Here is a 22,287-nt window from a genome sequence, read left to right as displayed (position 1 = left end):
TCATGGTCATCGTTTTCATCACCCAGCTGGATGGGGGAGCGGTGCCGACCATGCTGCCGTCCATCACTCGGACCTTCGGCCTGACCACCATGGGCTCCTCCTGGGTGGTCGGACTCTACACCCTGGGCTTGGTAGTGGGCACCCCCATCACCTCCAACCTCTCCGACGCCCACGGGACCAGGAAGGTCTTCCTCTGGGAGCTGGCCTTCTGGTTCCTTGGATGTCTGATGACGGCGGTCTCGCCCAACTATGCGGTCATGCTGCTGGGCCGGTTCATCCAGTCCCTGGGAGACAGCGGCATCATGGTCCTGTCCATGAACGTTCTTCTGCAGCGCGCCCGCAGGAACAACCAGGGCAGGAAGGTCTCCACGGTGGGCATCATCGCCGGTCTTTCCGCCATGGTCAGCCCGGTCCTGTCTGGCATGCTCCTGGGCATCACCCACGGATGGCGGGCCTACTACTTCATGATGCTGCCCTTCCTGGCCATCTTGTTCATCCTGGCCTGGTTCATGATGGGCGACTCCCAGACCGACCGCGCTTGGAAGACCGACTACCTGGGTCTGGGCTCCTTCAGCATCGCTCTGGCCCTGCTGATGGTGGCCATCACCTTCCTCCAGTACGGAACCACCTACCTGGCCCTGATCATCGGATGCCTCCTGGTCGCAGTGGTGGCCGGCGCGGTCTTTCTGGTGCATGAGCGCAACCTGGGCGACGCCAAGGACACCATGCCTTTCCTGCCCATCCGCCTCCTGAAGCTGCCCTCCTACGGGCTGACGCTGCTGCTGGGGACGCTGGGAGGCATGTTCTTCTCTCTCTTCGTCTACATTCCAACCTATGTTCACTCCGTCTTCGGGCTTCCGGTCCGCTCGGCCGGCATGGTCATGGTTGGCGTTGGGCTGGGCTCCGTGGTCGGATCCTGGCTGGGCGGGCTCCTGGTCGACAAGTTCGGCTATCGGACCACGCTCGTTTTTTCATCGTCGCTGATAGGCCTGATGGCCCTGGTGATCACCCTGACCCTGCACAACCTGCAGCTCTTCATGGTCCTGTCCTTCCTGATGGGGGTGGGCATGGGCTCCATGATGTCCTCGCCGCTCCAGGTCATAGCCGGAAGGCTGGCCGGGCCCGAGAACCGTATGCAGGCCATCGGCGGGCTGTCAGCCTGCAAGAAGATCGGCACCACCATCGCCCCCCTGCTCTTCGCCTCGGCCATTGAACTGGGCAAGGTGGGCGGAAAGGCCGGGCTGGCCTCCTACAGGAACATGTTCCTGGTGGTCATCGTCATAGCCCTGGTCAATATCGGCCTGACATACTGCATTCCATTTTCACAGAAAGAAGTTGCTAATGACTGAACCTACAGCTGTCCTCCTCATGGCTTACGGCACCCCCTACCAGGAGTCCGACATCAAGGGGTACTACACCAATATCCGCCATGGGCAGGAGCCGCCAAAGCCGCTCATGGACCAGCTGGTCGGCCGCTACAAGGCCATCGGCCTGCCCTCGCCCCTAGCCAGGATCACCACGGCCCAGCGCGACGGTCTCCAGGCTGCGCTGGACAAGGCTCATCCCGGTGCCTACAAGGTCTACGAGGGCCTGAAGTACATCGCCCCCTTCATCAAGGATGCGGTCGACCAGATTGCCGCCGATGGCATCACCAAGATCATTGGCTTGCCCCTGGCCCCGCAGTACTCCTCATATTCAAGCGAGGACTACCACAACCGCGCCCGCCAGGCCGTCGAGGCCCATCCGGGCATGGAATACCTGCCTGTGCGGTCCTGGTGGAACCACCAGGAGCTGATCCACTTCTGGAGCGATCAGTTGGTGGCCAAGAAGGAGCTGACCGACCGGCCGGACACCAAGGTGATCTTCAGCGCCCACTCCCTGCCCCTGCGCATCATCCAGGGAGGAGACCCCTACAAGGATGAGGTCATCGGTCTGTCCAATGCCGTGGCTCAGGCCGCTGGTCTCAAGGAGGACCAGTACGTGCTGGCCTGGCAGTCGGCAGGTCGCACCCAGGAGCCCTGGATCGGACCTGATTTCGTCACCGTGGCCAAGGATCTGATCACCAAGAGCGGCATGAAGACCATCGTCTCCGCCTCCATCGGCTTCATCGCCGACAACCTGGAGATCTGCTACGACGTCGATCAGGAGCTGGCCAAGGCCATCGAATCAGCCGGCGGCACTCTGACCAGGCTGAACATGCCCAACGACAGCCCCGCCCTGATCGCCACCCTGCAAGAGGTGGTCGAGGAGACCAAGGCAGAGTAACCGATACCAACGAGTAACTGATATCAATTGTGCCCCGTCCGGTTCAAACCGGACGGGGCACAATGTTTAATAGCTGCGACTGTCAGTCAGCGACTGCCAGTCAGGCGCTCAGCCGTTGACGCGGTCGATGCCCTTCTGCACGTCGGAGAGGACCGAATCCCAGGAGTTGATGAAGGCGGCGACGCCATCGGCCTCCAGCTTGTCGGTCACGTCCTTGATGTTGATGCCCAGGTCTGCCAGCTTCTGCATGATCTGGTGGCTCTCCTCGTAGGTGCCCTCGATGGAGGGGGCGCCGTTGCCGTGAGCGGCCAGGGCCTCAAGGGTCTTCTCAGGCATGGTGTTGACCACGTCAGGGGCCACCAGCTCGTCCACGTACTTGCAGTCGGAGTAGGCGGCGTTCTTGGTGCCGGTGGAGGCCCAGAGCGGACGCTGACGCTTGGCGCCCTTGGCTTCCAGATCGGCCCAGCGAGGATCCTTGTCGAAGGCCTTCTCGAAGAGTTCGTAGGCCAGGCGGGCGTTGGCCACAGCAGCCTTGCCCTCCAGGGACTTGGCTTCGTCAGAGCCGTTGGCCTCCAGCAGCTTGTCAACCGCAGTGTCCACGCGGGAGACGAAGAAGGAGGCGACCGAACCGATGTGCTTCAGGTCCTTGCCGTTCTTGTCGGCCTGGGCGATGCCCTCAATGAAGGCGTCGATGACCTGCTGGTAGCGCTCCAGGGAGAAGATCAGCGTCACGTTGACCGAGATGCCCTTGGCCAGGGTGGCGGTGATGGCGGGCAGGCCCTCCAGGGTGGCAGGAATCTTGATGAAAGCGTTGGGCCGATCGACCTTGTTCCAGAGCTCTTCGGCCTGCTTCTCGGTCTCTTCGGTGTTGTGGGCCAGACGAGGATCGACCTCGATGGAAACGCGTCCATCCACATAGTCGGTCTTCTCGGCAACCTCACGGAAGATGTCGGTGGCGTTGCGCACGTCGGTGGTGGTCAGCTCGCGGACGGCCTCCTCGACGGGGATGCGGCCCAGCTGCTTGAGCTGTTCGTCATAGGGGCCCACCTGGCTCAGGGCCTTCTGGAAAATCGAGGGGTTGGTGGTCACGCCCACCACATTGCGCTCGGCGATGAGCTGCTGCAGATTGCCCGACTCGATGCGGGTGCGGCTCAGATCGTCCAACCAGATCGAGACACCTGAATCACTGGTGCGCTGGGTGTTTGCATTTTCTGCCATCTTGTCACTCCTTATTTGGGTTCCCGATGGAATCACATTCACTATGCACTACCGGGAAGTCTGTTGCTGTATTCCCGCAGGCCCGCGTTTCGGGCGTGCCTGCAGGGGAGGGGGCCGGCGTCGCGGACGGCCCCCGATTTGTCATGGATGCCGGGTTCAGCGTGCCCGACGGACTTCCTCCAGGGAGGCCTGTGCTGCTTCGACCACATGATCGGCGGTGACGCCCAGGTCGCGCATGTTTTCGTCGCCGCTGCCCTGCAGGCCGAACTGCTCGATGGAGACGGGCTTGCCATAGCTGCCCAGGTACTTGTACCAGGGCGTGGCCAGTCCGGCCTCAACGGAGACACGGGCCTTGACAGAGGCGGGCAGAACGGCTTCCTTGTAGTCGTCGTCCTGCTCCTCGAACCACTCCAGCGAAGGCACGGAGATGACGCGGGCCTTGACGCCCTGCTCAGCCAGGGTCTTGGACGCGGCCACAGCGTGCTGCACCTCGGAGCCGGTGGCCATGATCAGCACATCCGGCTGGCCCTCGGTGTCGACCAGCACGTAGGCGCCCTTGCGAACGCCTTCACGGGCCTTGGCCTTGGTCTCATCCAGGGTGGGCACGCCCTGCCTGGTCAGGATCATGGCCGTGGGGTGGGTGTTGTCCTTCTCGAAGAAGGCGCGGTAGGCCTCAGCGGTCTCGTACTGGTCGGCCGGGCGCACAACCTCCATCTGGGGGATGGCGCGCATGGCGGTCAGGTGCTCGATGGGCTGGTGGGTGGGGCCATCCTCGCCCAGGGCCACGGAGTCGTGGGTCCACACATACAGGTTGGGGATGTCCATCAGGGCGGCCAGACGCACCGAGGGGCGCTCATAGTCGCTGAACTGGAAGAAGGTCCCGTTGTAGGGCCTGGTGTCCGAACCCAGCAGGATGCCGTTGGTGATGGCGCCCATGCCGAACTCGCGCACGCCGAAGTGCAGCTGGCGGCCGTACTTGCTGGCCTTGGGCCACTGGACGGTCTCGTCGGCCTCGGGGGCGAAGGAGACGGCACCGTTGATGTTGGTGTTGTTGGAGCCACCCAGATCGGCGGATCCGCCCCAGAGCTCGGGCATGATGGGGGCCAGGGCGTTGATGACCGCGCCGGAGGCCTTGCGGGTGGCCACCTTGGAGCCGGGCTCGAAGCCAGCCTCCAGGTCGTCCAGGGCCTTGTCGAAGCCCTCGGGCAGCTTGCCGGCATGGATGCGGTCGTAGAGGTCGGCCTTGTCGGGGTTGGCCTTGCGCCAGGCCTGGTACTTCTCGTCCCAGTCCTTGTGGGCGGCCAGACCACGCTGGGCAACCTCGCGTGCGTGGGCCAGGGCCTCCTCGTCAATCTGGAAGCTCTGCTCAGGGTCGTAGCCCAGGGTCTTCTTCAGACCGGCGACGGCCTCGGCGCCCAGGGCGGAGCCGTGGGCTGAAGGATCGTTGGTCTTGCCGGGGGTGGGCCAGGCCATCAGGGTGTCCACCTTGATGAACTTGGGCCGGTCGGTGACCTGCTCGGCCTTCTCCAGTACGGCAGCCAGTCCCTCGACGTCCTCCTTGTAGGAGCCGTCGGGCTGAATGAAGCTGAACTCATCGGTGTACCAGCCGTAGGCCTGGTAGCGCTTAAGGATGTCCTCGCCCAGGGAGATGCGGGTATCGCCCTCGATCTGGATGTGGTTGGCATCGAAGATGACGGTCAGGTTGCCCAGGCGCTGGTCGCCGGCCAGGGAGCTGGCCTCGGAGGAGACGCCCTCTTCGACGTCGCCCTCGCCGCAGATGACCCAGACCTTATGGTCGAAGGGGGACTGCCCCTCGGGTGCATCCGGATCCAGCAGGCCGCGCTCGTAGCGCTGACCATAGGCGAAGCCCACAGCCGAGGCCAGACCCTGACCCAGCGGGCCGGTGGTCATCTCGATGCCGGGGGTCAGGCCGTACTCGGGGTGGCCGGGGGTCCTGGTGCCGGCGGTGCGGAAGCGCTTGAGGTCGTCCAGGGTCAGTCCATACCCGGAGAAGTAGAGCTGCACGTACTGGGTCAGCGAAGCGTGGCCGCCGGAAAGAATGAACCGATCACGCCCAACCCAGTCGGGGTCGTTGGGGTCGTGACGGATGAAGTGCTGGTAGAGCGCGTAAGCGATGGGCGCCAGCGAAATAGGGGAGCCGGGGTGACCGCTTCCAGCCTTCTCGACCGCGTCGGCCGAGAGGACCTTGGCCATCTTGACAGCCCGCTCATCGAGTTCGGACCATGTGAAATCTGTCATATGGTGCTGCTTTCCTTCCAATCTAGAGGTCTTCATGTTCGACTTGTGTCGAAAATGTTCGATTACCTTCACATTGCGCTTCCATCGTATCGGTTTGAGACGACACAATTCGGCTCTTCGCGCGACGTTTTGGCACTCTCATGGCCCGAGTGCTAATAATGAAACCATGACGGAAGGAGCGACATTGCCTAATACCAGACGCATGCTGGTGCTGCGCGCGGTCGTCGAGGACTATATTCGTTCTCGCGAACCGGTAGGGTCGGGTTCGCTCACCAGAAATCATCAGCTTGGAGTCAGCTCCGCCACCGTGCGCAACGACATGGCGGCCCTGGAGAGCGAGGGCTACCTGGTCCAGCCCCACACCTCGGCCGGCCGCATCCCCACCCAGAAGGGCTACCGTTACTTCGTCGACAGGCTGGCCACCATCGTGCCACTGTCCGCCGCCCAGCGCCGGGGGATCAACGCTTTTCTGTCCGGGTCGGTCAACCTGGAGGACACCCTGCAGCATGCCGCCCAGCTTCTGGCCCAGATCACCGGGCAGATCGCCGTGGTGGCCTCACCCTCCCTGGCCAGCTCCAACCTTCGACGGGCCGAGCTTATAGGACTGAGCCGGGGGACCATACTTATGGTGGTCATCACCGACACCGGCCGGGTGGTCCAGCGCACCCTGCACGGGCCCCTGCAGGAGGACCCGAACGCCCTGGCGGACCTGTCCGATCAGATCAACCGACAGTGCCAGGACCTGCCCCTGGACCGTGCCGCCGACCGCTGCCGCATGCTGGCTGAATCCCTTACCGAGGGGCGCGACAAGTCCATGCTGCGCCTGGTGGCCACGGTCTTCGACGAGATGGCCACCCGGGAGCAGACCAGCGGCCTCTACATGGCCGGCACCTCCCAGCTGACCCACAGCCAGGCCGTCTCCCTGGGGGATCTGGGCTCACTGCTGGACGCCCTGGAGGAGCAGGTGGTGCTCATGCGGCTCATGCGGGCCCAGAGCGAGCTTTCACGCGAGAGCAACGGGGTCAGCGTGGCCATCGGCACCGAGACCCGGACCCCTGAGCTGGCCCACGCCTCAGTGGTCACCAGCGGATACGGCCATGCCCGGTCCAGGCAGAACGACGGCTCCGAAGCCGACGAGCCCGTGGCCTTCGTGGGCTCCATCGGCCCGACCCATATGGACTATCCGGCGACCATGAGCGCGGTTCGTGCCGTGGCCTCCTATCTGACCGGTTTCCTGGCAGGTGACGGGGAGCCGTGACCGTCAAGGCAAACGCATAAGTCATAGGTATCGTGGGCCCATGCAACTATGGGTCGAGAGGGCATCAAACGAAAAGGATGATCGGTGGCAGATTACTACGAGGTTTTGGGAGTCGAGCGCGGCGCGAGCGATCAGGACATCAAGCGTGCCTATCGCAAGATGAGCCGCAAGTACCACCCGGACATCGCCGGGCCTGAATACGAGGACAAGTTCAAGGAGGTCAACAGCGCCTACGAGGTGCTCTCCGATCCCGAGAAGCGGCGCATGTACGACGCGGGCGTGGATCCCAACGATCCCCAGGCCTCCCAGGGAGGCGGCCCCTTCGACATGGGCGACGTCTTCAACCAGTTCTTCGGCGGCGGCTTCGGGGGCACCACCCAGGGGCCCATTCCGCGCACCCAGCCCGGCCGGGACGCCCTGGCCCAGGTCTCCGTGGACATGAAGACCGCCATCTTCGGCGGCGTGGTCCGCACCCCCATCAGCACCTACGGCCTCTGCCAGGAGTGCGGCGGCTCGGGAGCCCAGAAGGGAACCTCCCCGGTGACCTGCCCGGTCTGCAACGGCAAAGGCTATGCCCAGAAGGTTGTGCGGACCCTGTTGGGGCAGATGATGAGCCAGGCACCCTGCGAGCGGTGCGAGGGCCACGGCACCATCATCGAGCATCCCTGCCCGGTCTGCAACGGCCACGGCCGTGTGCGCACCCGTCGCGAGGTGGGCGTCAACGTGCCAGCAGGCGTGGCTGACGGCTCCCGGCTGCGGCTGGCCTCCCAGGGCGAGGTGGGCGAGGGCGGCGGCGCAGCAGGCGACCTGTATGTGGATATCACCATCAAGCCCGACAAGCACTACACCCGCAGCGGCCAGGACCTGCACTGCTGGATTGCCGTGCCCATGACCTGGGCCGTGCTGGGCCATCAGGTTGACCTGGAGACCTTCGACGGCCAGCGCCAGGTGGATATTCCCGCCGGCTGCCAGCCCGACCAGGAGATCACCATCAAGGGTCTGGGCGTCACCAGGCTGGGCAACCGGGAGGAGCGCGGCGACATCATCGTCCACGTGCTGGTCCAGATTCCCACCAAGCTGGACGACGATCAGCGCCGCCTGATTGAGGACTTCGCCAACAGCCACGACTCCGAAGCCAAGCAGGTCCCGCAGAGCGCCAAGCCTGCCGGAGTCGGGGGCCGCAAAGGGATCTTCGGCAAGCTCAAGGACATCTTCAGCTGAGGCGGCTGAGTCAGCCCAGCAGCGACCGGCACATGGATCGGTACTCGCTCACATAGCCGCCGCCGAAGAAAGCGCAGTGCCCGGCGATGGCGTAGAGCTGCCAGAGCGTGGTCCGGTTCTGGTAGCCGGCCGCCAGGGGATGCACGCTCTGGTAACCGTCCAGAATCTGCCCCAGGTAGGGGATGCCAAACAGCTGCAGCATGGCCAGGTCCTCCTCGCGGTGGCCGCCGTGGGCCGCAGGGTCGATCAGGACGGCCTGGGTGTTCCCGTCATTCCTGGTCCACATGACGTTCCCGCTCCACAGGTCCCCGTGGACACGGGCGGGCTTGTCATTGGCAGCCGCGCCCAGCAGCTGCGGCAGGGCCTGGATCACCTCTTCGGTCATCCTCATGTCATCGCGGTTCAGAGCCCGCCGATCCATGGCCATGCCCACCATGGGCTTCAGCCGTCCCTCGGCCCAGTAGGTGGCCGGGTCGTCCCAGTCGCCCACGTCCATAGGCAGCGGATCCTGCAGGGGTCCGAAGTAGCAGGTGCCCGTGTAGCCCTCGGGCGCGGAGCCGAAGTGGTCGGCCCCGGCATCATGCATGTGGGCCAGCTGGGCGCCGAAACGGTAGGCGGCACCAGGCGTGGGGGAGGCGGAGGTCACCTCCTCGATGTCCAGGTAGTCCGGACCCCAGTCGTAGACGTCCACCACCCGGGGACCGCCCTGCGCCTGAGCCTGGCCCAGCCATTTAAGCCCGCGTCCCTCGCACTCGAAGAATCCCGCCGGGGCCCCGCCCCTGGATTTTCTGTAGGTCTTGGCCATGATGATCCACACCCCTAATCGTCGAGTCGTCGATTCCGACAAGACCCATTGTGGGCATTCTGCGAGACATGCCCGGCCCTTGGCTCTGCCTGCCCTGCGCGGTGGCTATGCTTGCCATTGTTGTCCGACATAGCAAGAGGGGTCCATGAATTTCTTCGAAGCCATTCTGTTCGGCCTGGTGCAGGCCCTGACGGAGTATTTCCCCGTCTCATCCAGCGCCCATATCCGCATCGTGGGCGGCCTGCTGGGCCAGGACCCGGGCGCGGCCTTCACAGCCATCATCCAATTCGGCACCGAGCTGGCGGTCCTGCTCTACTTCCGGCATGACATTGCCCGCATACTGACCCACTGGTTCCGCTGCCTGGCCGGCAAGGACGGCTCCTCCTTGCGTGAGCGGATGGGCTCCAAGGACCATGACGCAGCCCTGGGCTGGTACATCATTCTGGGAACCCTGCCCATCGTGGTGGCGGGACTGCTCTTCCAGAAGATAATCGAGACCAAGCTGCGCAACCTCTGGATCACCGTGGTGGTGCTGATCGTCTTCGGCCTGCTGCTGGACTACTTCGACCGCCACGGCCGCCAGAACAAGGAGATCCGCCAGATGAGCGCCCGGGACGCCCTGCTCTTCGGCATCGGGCAGATGCTGGCCCTGATCCCCGGCGTATCCCGCTCGGGCGGCACCATGACCTTCGGCCGCGCCCTGGGCTACACCCGCGAGTCCGCCACCCGTGTCAGCTTCCTCATGGCCATCCCCGCCGTCTTCGGCGCCGGCATCCTAGAGACGGTCAAGTCCGTGAAGAACATCAATGCGGACGCCGCCTTCCCTGGCTGGGGGGCCACCATCTGCGCCACCGTGGTCAGCTTCCTGCTGGGATACATCGTCATCATCGCCTTTTTGAAGATCGTCTCGCGCTTCTCCTACCGGGGATTCGTCATCTACCGGATCGGCCTGGCCATCTTCGTAGCCATCATGCTCATGGTCGGCGCCCTGCCCGCAGTAGGCGGCGTGGCGGCCAGCTGAGCTAGAGTGAACTGCCGGGGGATTCGACGCTCACATGGCCCCGTGATAGGATTTGCTCATGTGCTGCCCATGGTTGCGGGGGACTGGGTAAGCCAAGCGTTTTGAATCCTTTGGGGAGGTTTGTTGTGGTTTCGTCGTCGACGTCTGCCGATTCTCGTACGCATAGGTTTGGCCTGCGGTCGCTCATGTCAGCATTGGTGCTGATACCCCTGCTGCTGACCGGCATGGCCACCGGCACCGTCTTCGCCTCCGGCTCAGATGTCAACAGGGGGGGGGGGTCGCTATACCGCTCAGGCAGATAACGGTTCCCTGAGCGATCTACAACCTACCAACCTCCCTTCTTCCTCGTCGCTGACCACTTCATCTGTTTCCTCATCACCTGTTCAAACCCCAACAGGCTCTTCCCAACCCCTCGGAATCTCGCCATCCAGCTCTTATTCAGCTGCTGGGACCCAGTCTGCTGCTGATTCTCACACGGTCGTATTCGATCCTGCCAATGGAAGCAAAGGGGAACGTGTAACTGTACAGGATGGCTCCTTGGCGTCACCTCCTGCTGATAATCCGAAGTGTGACGGCTACCGGTTTGACGGCTGGTCGGAGCATGAAGCAATGATGGACTTCCGCACCCCGGTCACCAGGGACATCACCTTGAAGGCCAAGTGGACCCCGTTGACTGATTGGGCGCTCAGCCCCGACCATGGTCCGGCTTCCGGCGGCACTGGCATCACCATCACACCGCCAAGCGCAGATTCCCCATCGTTCAGCACGCTGGAAGCCCATGACGGCAAGCTGATCGGCGTGACTGGCGATGGGCGCCTATACACCTGGACAACGAACGATAAGACGCCTGTTCAGGTGCCATCACCTCGAGATACGTCTGGCGAGGTGCGATTCACAACTGGAGTCGTTGGCGATAACAGCTACGCAGCCTTGAGCAGTGACCACCGTATCTACATCTGGAGCAAAGTCGGGGAGACTCCGGCCCTGCTCGACACAGACTCCACGACCTACACCAGCATTGCCGTGGCCGCCGATCACCTCATGGCAGTGGATCAGGATGGTCGTATCCACACATGGACCAGTAAGGACGAGCCAACAGGAAAGGCCATAAGTTTGCCGAGGCAGGCATTAGCAGTCACGGCTGCTGGCAATGCTGACTGTCTGCTCGCCTTGGACAGCAAGGGCCAAGTCTGGATCTGGAAGCCGGAAGCCATTGACACCGATCAGATCCAACCCGTCAAGCTTGCCAGCCGAATTGTTCAGATATCAGCCATGGATCACGGCTCTATGCTTCTGGACTCAACAGGCCAGACCAGCTATCTGGAAAACGAGCAAACCCAACCAGAACCACTGGTCTTGCCCGACCATTCTGCCATCACGGCCATCAGCAGTAACGCTATGCAAGCAACTCTTATAGACTCGAAAGGCCGGGTCTGGGCCTGGAAGCCCGGCGAAGCACCCACACGTGCGGACGACGGGAGCCAGCAGTACTTGCAGGCCATCAAGGCAGACAGCAGGATCACCGCCATCAGCAGGCAGGGCAGCATATTCATGTGGAACCTGGGCGGGCAGGCCCAGCCTGGCAGGCCAGCCAGGCTCAGCACCACCCAGGCGCCCAGCCTGGAATCAGCCAGCATGGACGGCCAGCCGCTCAAACTCAGCAAGAACAACGGCTCCTGGCAGGCGGATATACCCGCCCACAAGCCGGGACCAGCCGCCATCCTCATCACCGGCAGGCAGGACGGCCAGCCCTTCACCCAGAGCCTTACGTACACGGTCGACCAGCCGCTGACACGAGACGCCAAACCAAGATCCACGCCCACGGTCCGATTCAACACGGGCGGCGGAAAACCCGAACCAGCAGACCAGACTGTCTCCACCCCAAACGGCAGGGTGAAGCGGCCATCCCCCGACCCTGCGCGCCAAGGCTTCCTGTTCGACGGATGGTTCATAGGCGAGGTCGCCTACGATTTCAGCAAGCCCGTCCACAAGGATCTGACCCTGACCGCCAAGTGGACGCCGGCAAGCCGGAACAACACGTGGAGCATCAGCCCCGACAAGGGCAGCCAGCTGGGCAGGGAATCCACCACCATCACCCCGCCCGACAACGCCAGCCGGGGCATCAGATTCAACCAAGTCAGCGGATCAAAAAACGGTGATAATGCTTTCAGTCATTTTTCCTTGGCTGTGGGCAGCGACGGGAACGCCTACGCCTGGGGAAACAACTACTACGACCAGCTCGGCGACGGGACGAGAGACGACAAGCATGCGCCGGTCATGGTGAGGAAGCCCGACCGGAAGACGTACCCGGACCTGCCGGAGGATTTCACCTACCTGCAGGTCAGCGCCGGGGGCGATCATTCGCTGGCACTGGGCAGCGACGGCAACGTTTACGCCTGGGGAAACAACGACCATGGCCAGCTTGGCAACGGGACAACCACCGAGCGGCATGCGCCGGTCAGGGTGAAGACGCCCGACCGCAGCACGTACCCGGACCTGCCGGAGGATTTCACCTACCTGCAGGTCAGCGCCGGAGCCTTGCATTCGCTGGCCCTGGGCAGCGACGGCAACGTTTACGCCTGGGGAGACAACGGCAATGGCAAGCTCGGCAACGGGACGACCACCAACCGGTATACGCCGGTCAGGGTGAAGACGCCCGACAGCAAGACCTACCCGGACCTGCCCAAGGACTTCACCTACCTGCAGGTCAGCGCCGGAAGCACTCATTCCCTGGCCCTGGGCAGCGACGGCAACGTTTACACCTGGGGTTACAACCAGTATGGGCAGCTCGGCGACGGGACAACCAGCATCCGGTCTGCGCCGGTCAGGGTGAAGACGCCCGACAGCAAGACCTACCCGGACCTGCCCAAGGACTTCACCTACCTGCAGGTCAGCGCCGGAAGCACTCATTCCCTGGCCCTGGGCAGCGACGGCAACGCCTACGCCTGGGGAGACAACAACCGGGGCCGGCTCGGCGACGGGACGACCACCAACCGGTATACGCCGGTCAGGGTGAAGACGCCCGACAGCAAGACCTACCCGGACCTGCCCAAGGACTTCACCTACCTGCAGGTCAGCGCCGGATACTGGCATTCGCTGGCCGTGGGCAGCGACGGCAACGCCTGGGCATGGGGAGACAACTACAATGGCCAGCTCGGCAACAACAGCAGCGGCAGCTATGCGAATTCGTCTGTTCCTGCGCGCGTGCGCAACCCCGCCAACCCCACCGACAAGAACCAAGGACTGCAAGCCGCACAGGTCAGCGCCGGAAGTGAACATACTTTGGCCGTGGGCAGCGACGGGAACGCCTACGCCTGGGGATGGAACGCCTATGGCCAGCTCGGCAACGACAGCATCCCCACAGGTGAGAATAACAGTAAAGCTCAGAGTCTTGTTCCTGTGCCGGTGTCGTTCAATCTGCAGCTGGTGATCACCGGCGTCAGATTCGACCAGACTGCCGTATCAGGATTGACGCGCGGCGACGGCAGCAGCGTCAGCGTGCTCACGCCCGCACACCAGCCGGGCACCGTCACGGTCAGCGTCGACTACACGCTGGGCGGCACAGCCCAAACACCGGACACCTCCCTCAGGTACACGTACCTGCCAGCAGGCGTGCTCCCAAGAGCAGGCGGGGAAGGCATCCTGCTCGCCCTGGCCACCGGCATGACCGGCATGGGCGGGGTTCTCGCATCACGCCGCCACCGTAGGGAACAGCACAGGCTGACACATGCTTCGCTCGGGTAAGAGCGGCCGGGCGGCGTATCAATCCCCCCGCCCCCGGCCCACATAGGGGGAGCAGGGAGGAACGTGTCACTTACGGCTCACACCCCAAGAGAGCCGACACTCCCTCCCGCGCCCCCACCACACTTCTGCAGGCGGAAGCCGAGGGCAGGCATGCACGCCCCCGCCGCAGCCTGGGAGAGAGGGAAACACGGCCAGGCCGGCCATGGGCAGAACCCCACAGCCAGCCTGGCCGCTGTTTACTCATTCCATTATGTACCCCACATAAGCCAGTTCAATATCTTTGGCAAAGTCGCTTTCAGATCCACCCGACACCAAAACACGTGACCAGACTCACATTGTTCTTGCATCTTGCCCTAGGAACCATACAGGTACTGATGCCCCGCTTCTGAATTACTTAGTTCCCTATGATTACCGATCATCTTGCCTCTTCCTGTTCTGCAGGATTGGTGAGAAACGGCTCCGTTACGACACCGAGTCCGTTACGACTGGCCGGGTTTGCGAAAAGCAAGATTCAGCCGCCTTGATGCGTTACCATGAAAACCCCTTCGGCACTTCAGCACTCCTGCGGTCTCAATAGGCCGTATGCAAAGGACTGAAGTGCGCAAAAGAAGGTCTAATATACGGGATTAGAGGAGGCCGATTGGCTGGTATGGAGGTGATGGACCATATCACGCCATCCAATACCTTTCGCTTCCCGCAGCACCAACCGGTGGCTACAAGCCGCCCTGTTAGGATGTTGAGGATCAGCCATGCATTTCACAGTAGACAACCTTGAACAGGTATTTCCCCTGGCAGAATTCATAGCCGATTCCTTCGGTCCTATGGCCGAGATTGTTGTGCATGACATTACCCGCCCGGAGAATTCCATCGTCTTCATCCGCAACGGTCAGCTCTCCGGACGCTCCCTGGGTGACGGGATTACGGACCAGACGCTCCAGCTGGCCACACGGGCCGACCAGGACGGGGCCGATTTCGTTTCCGACTACCGTGGGCGCCGCCTGAACAAGCACGAGTTCCGTGTCTCCTCCTACCTGATCCGCAACCAGGAGCAGACCGTCATTGGCCTGCTCTGCATCAGCATCAACATTACCGAGTTGCAGCAGGCCGCCCATGTGCTGCAGACCCTGTCCTCGATCGACTCCGACGATGTGCAGATCTCCTCGGAGACATCCCGCAGCCACATGAGCGAGGAGCCTGCAGAGAACATCCGCAGAATCACCAGGGATGAGGTCCGCCAGTTCAACATCCCCATGGACAAGCTGACCAAGCAGGACAGGCTGGACATCATCCGCAACATCAAGGATCGGGGCATCTTCCTCATCAAGGGCGCGGTGGGCATCGTAGCCCCCGAGCTCAAGATTTCGATTCCCACCCTTTACCGGTACCTGCAGGCCCTCAAATAGGGCCTGAAAAAGTAAAACCTCCGGCGGCAGGAGAGGGGGGTATATTTCTGTGCCGCCGGAGGAGCTTTACAGCACGGCCGCCGCCACTGGCGACAACCGGAACGTGGTCACACATACAGACCACGCAAGTATTACATAGGTAAAACAGGGAGACCACAGTTTCCTCAAGCTGCGGTGCATTGCAGATTCAGCCAGGCTAGTTACGTGCCCTCATTGGCCTAGGCCTTTCTTCATGCTATCACCTCTTCAAGGATGCATCAGGTACTCCCGTTTCTGGCAGGTCCCCCGACCTGTTGCTAAGAGCAAATTATCACAAGGTCCCGGACATGCTCAACACCCTGTTCGCTATCCGCCATGACAACCGGCATGGCAAGCGTCAGCTGGTACGCAATTCAGCCGATACGAGCACTGTAAGTGAGCATGAAGAGCAAACCTCGTTTGTATTGGTAACAATAATTTATTACCTGAATTCCTGCTTGAGGAATCATCAATCGTGGATCATTAGGAATACGATTAACAGCAATTCAGAAGATTTGTAGTCATCAATTACTGACTGAAAACTGTCTCTGGATATAAGTGTCTCTATATGGAAGATAGGGGAGAGGTAGAGGATCCAGGTGGGCGATGCAGGAATCGAACCTGCGACCCCTTCGGTGTGAACGAAGTGCGCTAGCCGCTGCGCCAATCGCCCGGATTGGGAAAGACCACCGAAGTGATCCTCGTGGGCGATACTGGATTCGAACCAGTGACCCCTTCCGTGTCAGGGAAGTGCGCTACCTCTGCGCCAACCGCCCGGGTCATTCTCGTTTCGAGAGAGAGGTGGGTACGAGAGTCGAACTCGTCTATACGGCTTTGCAGGCCGCTGCCTAACCGCTTGGCTAACCCACCGTATTGGTTAAACTGCTCGAAACCTCGAGCGGGCAACGGGACTCGGACCCGCGGTCTCGACCTTGGCAAGGTCGCGCTTTACCAACTAAGCTATGCCCGCACTTTCAACTTTCACCGTGGTGGTGACTGCCGAAGCACGTTGCACTACTGTAGCGTAGACCCCCGCACTTGGCAAAAAGCGCGTGTCGCCGCGTCATAGAGCCACCCTCCGCTGATGGCAAAGCCGCCAAATACAAGGCTTCCTACCGGTAGGGTGAGAGGTATGAGTGAAGAAGCCAGGCAGCACTGCACCATGGTGGCCGCCTTCGATGGCTGGAACGATGCGTGCTCAGCCTCGACCAACGTCATCCGCCACCTGTTGAACGTCTACGAGTCCCACGAGATCGGCAGCATTCCGGGCGATGGGTTCTACGACTACCAGATGTCACGGCCCATGCTCTGCCATGTGCAGGGTAGGCGGCGGATCATCTGGCCCTCCACCAAGATCTACCGGGTGCAGATTGATGACACCCACACCCTGCTGCTGGAGATGGGCCCGGAGCCCAACTACCACTGGAGCGATTTCTGCCGGCGCAGCATCCACTGGGCCGAAGACGATGAGGCCGAGGCCATCATCACCCTGGGCGCCATGTTCGCCGACTGCCCGCACACCAGGCCCCTGCCCATCGACGACCTGGCCGGCGACCAGCCCAAGACCGACACCGACGGCCACTCCGGCCCCATAGGCATCCCCACCGTTCTGGACGCCCTGGCCACCCAGGACGGCTACAGCACCGAGTCCATCTGGGTCTCCGTGCCCCAGTACCTGGGCAGCGACGAGTGCGCCCAGGGCACCCTGCAGTTGCTGCAAAGGCTCTCAGCCATGCTGGGCGTTCACCTTGACGAGGGGGAACTGCCCCGCAAGGCCGCCGAGTGGAAGGCCCAGGCCGGCATGCTGCTGCGCTGCAACGACGACCTGGCCAACTACGTCCACCGTCTGGAGATGGATGTCGACCAGGCCCAGGTGGACGAGCCGGCCGCCGAAGAGCTGGTCCGTGAGGCCGAGGATTATCTGCGCTCCATGGGCAACAAAGGCCCCTCCTTGTCTGAGTGACGACCTAGGCTGTGGCACGATAACCATGTCCAGCCTGCACCCTGTAACGCGGGCTCCGATAGCAAGGACGGCATTCATGACACAGTCGAGCATCTCCATCATCGTCAAGGGCGAACGGAAGGAGGTGGCGGCGGATCAGACTGGCGTCCAGCTTTTTGCTGACGACAAGGACATCATCGCCGTCGACCTCAACGGGCAGCCACGCGACCTCTACACACCCCTGCACGAGGGTGACAAGGTCGAGCCCATCACGCTGGAGAGCGACCAGGGACTGGCCATCATGCGGCACTCGGCCACCCACGTCATGGCCCAGGCCGTCCAGGAGATCCGCCCGGACGCCAAGCTGGGCATCGGCCCGGTCATCAAGGACGGCTTCTACTACGACTTCGACGTGGACAAGCCCTTCACCCCCGACGACCTCAAGCAGATCGAGCAGCGGATGAAGCGGATCATCAAGTCCTCCCAGAGCTTCCGCCGGCGCGTGGTCACCGAGGAGGAGGCCCGCAAGGAGGAGGCCGACCAGCCCTACAAGCTGGAGCTGATCGGTGCCAAGGAGGCCGAGATCAACAGCGAGGAGGCCACCGAGGTGGCCACCGGCGGCGAGCTGACCATGTATGACAACCTGGACCGCGAGGGCAACACGGTCTGGAAGGACCTCTGCCGGGGCCCCCACCTGCCCAACACCCGCTACATTCGCTGCTTCAAGCTCATGCGCACGGCTGCCGCCTACTGGCGCGGGGATGAGAAGAACCCCATGCTCCAGCGCATCTACGGCACCGCCTGGGCCAACAAGGACGACATGAAGGCCTACACCGCCCGTCTGGAGGAGGCCGCCCGCCGCGACCACCGCAAGCTGGGCGCCGAGATGGACCTCTTCTCTTTCCCGGACGAGATCGGGCCCGGCCTGCCCGTCTTCCACCCCAAGGGCGCGGCCATCATCAACGCCATGGAGGACTACTCCCGGCAGATGCACCGGCGCAACGGCTACTCCTTCGTGCAGACCCCGCACATCACCAAGGGCCACCTTTACGAGATCTCGGGCCACCTGCAGTGGTACAAGGACGGCATGTACCCGCCCATGCACCTGGACGAGGAGAAGGATGCCAACGGCAAGGTGACCCGCCAGGGCTTCGACTACTACCTGAAGCCCATGAACTGCCCCATGCACAACCTGATCTTCAAATCCCGGCAGCGCTCCTACAAGGAGCTGCCCCTGAGGCTGTTCGAGTTCGGCACCGTCTACCGCTACGAGAAGTCCGGCGAGGTCCACGGCCTGACCCGCGTGCGCGGCCTGACCCAGGACGACTCCCACATCTACTGCACCCGGGACCAGATGAAGGGGGAGCTGACCAACCTGCTCCAGTTCGTGCTCAAGGTGTTGAAGGACTTCGGCCTCAACGACTTCTACCTGGAGCTGTCCACCAAGGATCCCAACAAGTTCGTCGGCTCCGACGAGGTCTGGGAGGAGGCCACCAACACCCTGGCCGAGGTGGCCAAGGATTCCGGGCTGGAGCTGGTCGACGACCCGGAGGGCGCCGCCTTCTACGGGCCCAAGATCTCCGTGCAGGCCCGAGATGCCATCGGGCGCACCTGGCAGGTCTCCACCATTCAGCTGGACTTCAACCTGCCCGAGCGCTTCCAGCTTGAGTACATCGCAGCCGACGGCTCCCACCAGCGGCCGGTCATGATCCACCGGGCCCTCTTCGGCTCCATTGAGCGCTTCTTCGCCATTCTGCTGGAGCATTATGCCGGCGCCTTCCCGGCCTGGCTGGCCCCGGTCCAGGTGCAGGCCGTGCCCGTGGCCGACGAGTTCGCCCCCCACCTGGAGCATCTGCTCGACGAGCTGCGCGACGACATGGTCCGCTGCGAGATCGACCGCTCCGATGACCGCTTCGGCAAGAAGATCCGCAACGCGGCCAAGTCCAAGGCCCCCTTCATCCTGATCGCCGGCGAGGAGGACGTCTCCAAGAACGCGGTCTCCTTCCGCTTCCGCGACGGCAGCCAGCTCAACGGGGTGCCTGTGGAGCAGGCCCGCGCCTGGATCAACGAGGCCATCAAGGTCCGCGCCCAGATCAACTCGGCAGACGACTTCCGAGCGAACACCTCCTGCAGTCAGGACTGACCAATGTTCGAGCATCTACGGCGCCCCTGGAAGCGCATCATCGCCCCCATCGCCCGCGGCCTGGTTCGTCTGGGCGTGAGCGCCAACGGTGTCACCATCAGCGGAGCCGTAGGCACCACACTGGTTGCCATCGTGACCGGGTTCACCGGCTGGCTCCTGCCCGGGGCCATCGTCCTGGCCATCCTGGTGGCCTTCGACTCCCTGGATGGTTCCGTGGCCGCGCTGACCGGCGGTGGCACCCAGTTCGGGGGCTTCCTGGACTCCACCCTTGACCGGATAGCCGACTGGGCCGTCCTGACCGGGGTCATCATCTACCTACGCCGCCACGAGCTGGCCTGGGTGGCTGATGGCAGCCACCAGGGTCCCGACATCTGGGCCCAGGTGGGCATGGCTGCTGCCCTCTTCGCCATCATGACCTCATTCGTCACCTCCTACGCCCGGGCCCGGGCCGAGGCCGAGGGCTTCGAGGCCAAGAACGGCATCGCCACCAGGTCGGACCGGCTGGTCATCATCCTGGTGGGCATGGCCCTGACCGGGGCCGGGCTGCCCCTGGCTGTGCTCAGCTGCTTCCTGGTCCTGCTGGCCCTGCTGGGCATCGTCACCGTCTGGCAACGGATCAGCCACGTCGCCAAGGACATGAGCCGCAACCCGCAGCCTGCCAACCCCAACCACGAGTGAGCCTATGCCGGACCGACTGCTCATCTTTCTGGCGCAGCACGCGCGTCTGGTGTCCGAGCGGCTGTTGCGCGGTCTCTTCCTGGCGGCAGCCGACCTCTGCTGGCTCTTCCGGATAGGCGGCGTCAGACAGCTGGAGCGCAACCTGGCCCATGTCATGCCAGAGGCCGACCATCGCAGCCTGCGGCGCACCTCGCGCCAGGGCATGCGCTCCTACTTCGTCTACTTCGTCGAGGCCCTGACCGTGGGGGCCCGCACCAAGGAGCAGCTGCTGGCACGCATACACGGTGGCGGCAACGCCTACCCGGCTCCGGCCAAGACCGACATCGGCCTGCGCTCCCTGCCCATCGGCATGGGCCACCAGGGCAACTGGGATTACGCGGGTTTCTGGGCCTGTTCCACGGTCGGTCAGGTCACCACGGTGGCCGAGCGGCTGAGGGACCAGGGGATGCTCAACACCTTCGCGGACATCCGTCGCCGCCTGGGCATGAACATCCTGCTGACCGGTGAGCCGGACATCACCGGCCGTCTGACAACCCTGCTACGGAAGCCCAATCAGGTAGTGCCCCTGTTGGCCGACCGCGACCTGAGCCGCCGAGGCGTCTTCGTCAAGGCCTTCGACTCCTGGATTCGCGTGGCCGCAGGTCCTGCCGTCATCGCCCTGGATTCCCGTCTGCCCCTCTATACCGTGAACATGCACAGGGAAAAGCTGACGGGGGAGCGGCGCCGGCAGGCCAAGACCCCCTACGGCTATGTCTGCCAGGTGGACGGGCCCATCGCCATCGAGCCCTACCTGGACATGCCCCGGGAGCAGGCCATCAACGACCTGACCCAGGCCTGGGTGGACCAGTGGGCCCGGGGAATTCGCGAGCATCCCGAGGACTGGCACATGCTCCAGCCGATTTTCCTTGAGGATCTGGATCTTTCCCGGATGCATGACCTGCCGGACTTCATCCTGGCCCAGGCATCCAAGAACAAGGGAGGTGACGGGCATGAAGGCACCCGAGCAAAGGTCTGAGCAGGAATCAGAGCGGGCCGCCATCAAGGCGCCCCTGCGGGTGGGGATCATCTCACCCTACTCCTTCGAGACCCCGGGCGGCGTCCAACTGCACATCCGCGACTTCGCCAGGCATCTTATGGACCGTGGCCACCAGGTGCAGGTTCTGGCCCCGGGCCGACGCACCCAGGACATGCCCCTCTGGGTGCATACCACCGGCTCCTCCTTCTCCATTCCCTACAACGGATCCGTGGCCAACCTGAGCTACTTCGGTGTGGCCGGCCACAAGACCCGGCAGTGGGTCAGGCAAGGCCACTTCGATATTCTGCATTTGCACGAGCCCGAGGTGCCCTCCCTGAGTCACAAGCCCCTGAGGCCCGGATTCATTCCCTGCCCCTATGTAGCCACCTTCCATGCGGCCTTCGATACAACGCCGCTGGCCTTGAGGCTGACCAGGCGCTACCTGCGCCGATACCTGGCCAACATCAACCAGGCCATCTTCGTCAGCCCCTCGGCCATGCAAAACGCCAAGAATCTGCTGGAGCCGGGCATACCCAGCCAGATCATCCCCAACGGTATCGAGACCAGAGCCCTGCGCAATGCCCGGCCGCGCCCGGAATGGCAGGGGAGCGAGCGGGAACCCACCATCGGATTCCTGGGACGGATGAAGGAGGAGCGCAAGGGGTTCAAGATTCTGGCCCAGGCTGCACCTTCCATTCTGCAGCGCGTGCCCGGAGCCCGCTTCCTGTGTGCAGGCGACGGGCAGGCGGAAGCCCGGAAAATACTTGAGGACGTCGATCCCGGTCTGGCCCAACACTTCACCTTCCTGGGTCGGATCAGTGACGAGGACAAGGCCTCCTTCTACCACAGCCTGGGCCTGTATGTGGCGCCACAGACCGGGGGAGAGAGCTTTGGCATCGTGCTGGTCGAGGCCATGGCGGCAGGTTGCCCGGTGGTAGCCTCGGACCTGCCAGCCTTCGAGGACGTCTCCCAGAACGGCCGAAGCGCACGTCTGTTCGCCACCGGAAACCCCCAGGACTGCGCCAGGGCGGTCCTTGAACTGCTGGACGACCGACCTGCCCGCCTAAACCTGGCCTCGTGCGGAATGCGTCGGGCCGGCGACTACGACTGGGAGCGGGTCACCGACCAGGTTCTGGATGTCTATGCCCGGGCCCTGGCAGCCCGGCCCGATCATCGCCGTGGCCTGCTGGGCAGGCTGGTGGGCCGGAAGGCTGGTTCTCCTTACGATGAAGCCCCCACGGAAGGCCCTGAAAACTCGTAAAATTGTCGAAGAGCGGAACTAGAATTCCATTCGTTT

15 protein-coding genes and 4 tRNA genes are annotated in these 22,287 nt (G+C 63.1%); 12 read left to right on the top strand and 7 right to left on the bottom strand.

All coding sequences use genetic code 11. The features are described from left to right. Positions 1-2: 2 nt before the first annotated feature. Positions 3-1,349 (top strand): MFS transporter, encoded by a 1,347-nt coding sequence (locus tag CI601_RS05900; protein WP_259465339.1) that lies wholly within the window; start codon positions 3-5, stop codon positions 1,347-1,349. Then, on the top strand, positions 1,342-2,265 hold the full coding sequence (hemH, locus tag CI601_RS05895; protein ID WP_121914667.1) for a ferrochelatase: 924 nt from the start codon (positions 1,342-1,344) through the stop codon (positions 2,263-2,265). The genes CI601_RS05900 and hemH overlap by 8 nt, the downstream gene beginning before the upstream one ends. Positions 2,266-2,373: 108 nt before the next feature. On the opposite strand, the gene tal is transcribed toward hemH, so the two are convergent. Then, positions 2,374-3,483, bottom strand: coding sequence for a transaldolase (tal, locus tag CI601_RS05890; RefSeq protein WP_024628055.1), 1,110 nt, complete (start codon positions 3,481-3,483; stop codon positions 2,374-2,376). 156 nt (positions 3,484-3,639) lie between these two features. Then, positions 3,640-5,742, bottom strand: coding sequence for a transketolase (gene tkt, locus CI601_RS05885; protein WP_121914666.1), 2,103 nt, complete (start codon positions 5,740-5,742; stop codon positions 3,640-3,642). A 184-nt stretch (positions 5,743-5,926) separates the two neighbouring features. On the opposite strand from tkt, the gene hrcA reads away from it, so the two are divergent. Both hrcA and dnaJ read left to right on the top strand, forming a co-directional pair. After that, complete coding sequence (gene hrcA, locus CI601_RS05880; RefSeq protein WP_121914665.1) at positions 5,927-7,000, top strand: heat-inducible transcriptional repressor HrcA; 1,074 nt, start codon at positions 5,927-5,929, stop codon at positions 6,998-7,000. An 84-nt stretch (positions 7,001-7,084) separates the two neighbouring features. Further along, positions 7,085-8,221: a molecular chaperone DnaJ gene (gene dnaJ / locus CI601_RS05875; RefSeq protein WP_024628052.1), complete on the top strand. Its 1,137-nt coding sequence runs from the start codon at positions 7,085-7,087 to the stop codon at positions 8,219-8,221. 10 nt (positions 8,222-8,231) lie between these two features. Here dnaJ and CI601_RS05870 read toward each other — a convergent pair whose 3' ends face one another. Beyond that, positions 8,232-9,026 (bottom strand): fructosamine kinase family protein, encoded by a 795-nt coding sequence (locus CI601_RS05870; RefSeq protein WP_121914820.1) that lies wholly within the window; start codon positions 9,024-9,026, stop codon positions 8,232-8,234. Between the two features lie 145 nt (positions 9,027-9,171). Here CI601_RS05870 and CI601_RS05865 point away from each other — a divergent pair, with 145 nt between their 5' ends. The 3 genes from CI601_RS05865 to CI601_RS05855 all read left to right on the top strand — a co-directional run bounded on the left by CI601_RS05865 (position 9,172) and on the right by CI601_RS05855 (position 15,194). Further along, entirely contained in the window at positions 9,172-10,047 is an 876-nt protein-coding gene (locus CI601_RS05865) for an undecaprenyl-diphosphate phosphatase (protein ID WP_121914664.1), read from the top strand. A gap of 417 nt (positions 10,048-10,464) precedes the next feature. Continuing rightward, entirely contained in the window at positions 10,465-13,791 is a 3,327-nt protein-coding gene (locus tag CI601_RS05860) for an InlB B-repeat-containing protein (RefSeq protein WP_259465344.1), read from the top strand. A gap of 749 nt (positions 13,792-14,540) precedes the next feature. Beyond that, positions 14,541-15,194 carry a transcriptional regulator gene (locus CI601_RS05855; RefSeq protein WP_121914663.1) on the top strand — a complete coding sequence of 218 codons (654 nt, stop codon included), beginning with the start codon at positions 14,541-14,543 and terminating at the stop codon, positions 15,192-15,194. A gap of 618 nt (positions 15,195-15,812) precedes the next feature. Here the strand turns inward: CI601_RS05855 and CI601_RS05850 are convergent. From CI601_RS05850 to CI601_RS05835, 4 genes are all read right to left on the bottom strand, one after another. Further along, a tRNA-Val gene (locus CI601_RS05850) sits at positions 15,813-15,885 on the bottom strand. 31 nt (positions 15,886-15,916) lie between these two features. Beyond that, positions 15,917-15,988: transfer RNA gene (locus CI601_RS05845), tRNA-Val, on the bottom strand. A gap of 23 nt (positions 15,989-16,011) precedes the next feature. Continuing rightward, positions 16,012-16,082: transfer RNA gene (locus CI601_RS05840), tRNA-Cys, on the bottom strand. 27 nt (positions 16,083-16,109) lie between these two features. Continuing rightward, positions 16,110-16,182 (bottom strand) — tRNA-Gly (locus CI601_RS05835). Positions 16,183-16,344: 162 nt separating this feature from the next. Between CI601_RS05835 and CI601_RS05830 the strand changes: the two genes are divergently transcribed. From CI601_RS05830 to CI601_RS05810, 5 genes are all read left to right on the top strand, one after another. Further along, positions 16,345-17,175 (top strand): PAC2 family protein, encoded by an 831-nt coding sequence (locus CI601_RS05830; RefSeq protein ID WP_024628113.1) that lies wholly within the window; start codon positions 16,345-16,347, stop codon positions 17,173-17,175. 76 nt (positions 17,176-17,251) lie between these two features. Then, positions 17,252-19,297: a threonine--tRNA ligase gene (gene thrS, locus CI601_RS05825; RefSeq protein WP_121914662.1), complete on the top strand. Its 2,046-nt coding sequence runs from the start codon at positions 17,252-17,254 to the stop codon at positions 19,295-19,297. A 3-nt stretch (positions 19,298-19,300) separates the two neighbouring features. After that, on the top strand, positions 19,301-19,975 hold the full coding sequence (pgsA, locus tag CI601_RS05820; protein ID WP_121914661.1) for a phosphatidylinositol phosphate synthase: 675 nt from the start codon (positions 19,301-19,303) through the stop codon (positions 19,973-19,975). Positions 19,976-19,979: 4 nt separating this feature from the next. Then, positions 19,980-20,990, top strand: a complete 1,011-nt coding sequence (locus tag CI601_RS05815; RefSeq protein WP_121914660.1) for a phosphatidylinositol mannoside acyltransferase — start codon at positions 19,980-19,982, stop codon at positions 20,988-20,990. After that, a complete protein-coding gene (locus tag CI601_RS05810) occupies positions 20,965-22,251 on the top strand; it encodes a glycosyltransferase family 4 protein (protein WP_121914659.1) in 1,287 nt (428 codons plus the stop codon). Before CI601_RS05815 ends, CI601_RS05810 begins: the two co-directional genes overlap by 26 nt. The last annotated feature ends 36 nt before the right edge of the window (positions 22,252-22,287 follow it).

Source organism: Bifidobacterium sp. wkB344, assembly GCF_003688305.1.
Taxonomy (GTDB): domain Bacteria; phylum Actinomycetota; class Actinomycetes; order Actinomycetales; family Bifidobacteriaceae; genus Bombiscardovia; species Bombiscardovia mizhiensis.
This window is presented reverse-complemented; position numbering and strand designations above follow the sequence as displayed.